At 31.9% G+C, this 1341-nt stretch carries 3 protein-coding genes; 2 read left to right on the top strand and 1 reads right to left on the bottom strand.

Features of this window, described 5'->3' with window-relative positions:
• Nucleotides 1-507, bottom strand: a 507-nt coding sequence (locus AC30RD_RS09405) for an RIO1 family regulatory kinase/ATPase domain-containing protein (protein WP_489494284.1), incomplete at its 3' end; no start/stop codon positions are given.
• Nucleotides 508-565: 58 nt separating this feature from the next.
• Between AC30RD_RS09405 and AC30RD_RS09400 the strand changes: the two genes are divergently transcribed.
• Together AC30RD_RS09400 and AC30RD_RS09395 are read left to right on the top strand one after the other, a co-directional pair.
• Nucleotides 566-964 (top strand): hypothetical protein, encoded by a 399-nt coding sequence (locus AC30RD_RS09400; RefSeq protein WP_489494283.1) that lies wholly within the window; start codon nt 566-568, stop codon nt 962-964.
• Nucleotides 846-1325 carry a hypothetical protein gene (locus AC30RD_RS09395; RefSeq protein ID WP_489494282.1) on the top strand — a complete coding sequence of 160 codons (480 nt, stop codon included), beginning with the start codon at nt 846-848 and terminating at the stop codon, nt 1323-1325. Before AC30RD_RS09400 ends, AC30RD_RS09395 begins: the two co-directional genes overlap by 119 nt.
• Nucleotides 1326-1341: the final 16 nt, after the last annotated feature.

The raw sequence follows: 1341 nt of genomic DNA, 5'->3' as shown, positions 1-1341 counted from the left end.
TCCATCCCTCTTTACTAATACATGCTCTTCTACTCTAGATAGTTCAGAATGCTCTATACCTACATTATCAAGTTTATATGTTTGTTCTAGTATTTTCAGGATTGTCTCTATTATAGAATCTTTGTCTACATTCTTCACATATTCTTCAAGTGGTATTCCATCCACATATTCCATAATTATTATCTTATCACCATACTTAACTACTTTAGGACCAACATTAACCTCATTCGCCTTTTTTAATATTTCTGCCTCATGTTTAAGACTTGTTCTTGATGCATCAGGTCTCAATATTTTACATGCATATTCTCTACCATCTACTCTACATATCATAACTATACTATTCTGACCTTTACCAACTACATGTACTCCTGTGTGTAGTAGTATCTTTCCATAATCTTCAAATGTCTCTATTCCTAAATGTTCAACTTCTCTCAATACAGAATCTACATACTCTTTCGAAGGGTTGAATGCTAGGAGAGCTTTAATAAGATTTTCAAATCTATACATTTCCAATAGAGTGAATGGCGATATATGATATAAATAGTTTAGAATATGTCGATGATGTATGTGCAGGCCTCTGAAGAAACGTGATGAGAGCCTGGGCTCTGATGTAGATTTGAAATATTTAAACTACCTACTAACACTACTAGAAGATCCATACTCTCAATACTATTCTAGAGGTTATCTAAATAGTGAAGGTTTAACAATTCTATATAAAGTACTTAGAATACTATCTAGAGTTGATAAATCTCTACTAAACATGTTAAAAACATGTTTTAAAAATAGAGATTATGAACATATAGTAAATAAGATACGTATTGTAAGAGAGAGATTAGGACTTGAGTATGGAAGAGAAAGTTTTGAAGAGTATATCACTAGCGGAGAGATGTTCAAAATATATAGACCTACTCTCAGGTACAGAGAAGGAGAGAGATTTTATAATAAAGATATTACAGGAGATTGATAATCCACTTCTAACTTATCATCTACATCCTGTATCTGTAATATATTTTGAAGAGAAGTATACATATATTGAGGTAGATGGAAGAGAATATACAGCATTTGCAATGCCTTACACATATAGATCAAGTGTTGAAGGTAGACTAGTAGACAATTTAGATGAGTTGAATGAGGGAGATATATTGATTCACAAGATACCTGAAGATGTTGATGATGCAAAATTCATACTTCTAAAAGCATACGAGAGAGGTTGTCTAGGAGTAATATTTTATGATCGGGTCAATTCTCCTAGGAGAATTGTTGTAAGTTTAGAAGAGAAATATACCTATACTACTGGGATCTCTATAAACTTACCAGTATTATAGGTATATTTCTCTTCTA

The organism is Nitrosophilus sp. (assembly GCF_982775275.1).
The sequence above is the reverse complement of the archived record's forward strand: the minus strand, read 5'-3'. Positions and strand labels throughout refer to the sequence as shown.

Coding starts and splice junctions, on each gene's coding strand:
- AC30RD_RS09400 (WP_489494283.1), top strand. CDS start 566: ATGTGCAGGCCTCTGAAGAAACGTGATGAGAGCCTGGGCTCTGATGTA.
- AC30RD_RS09395 (WP_489494282.1), top strand. CDS start 846: ATGGAAGAGAAAGTTTTGAAGAGTATATCACTAGCGGAGAGATGTTCA.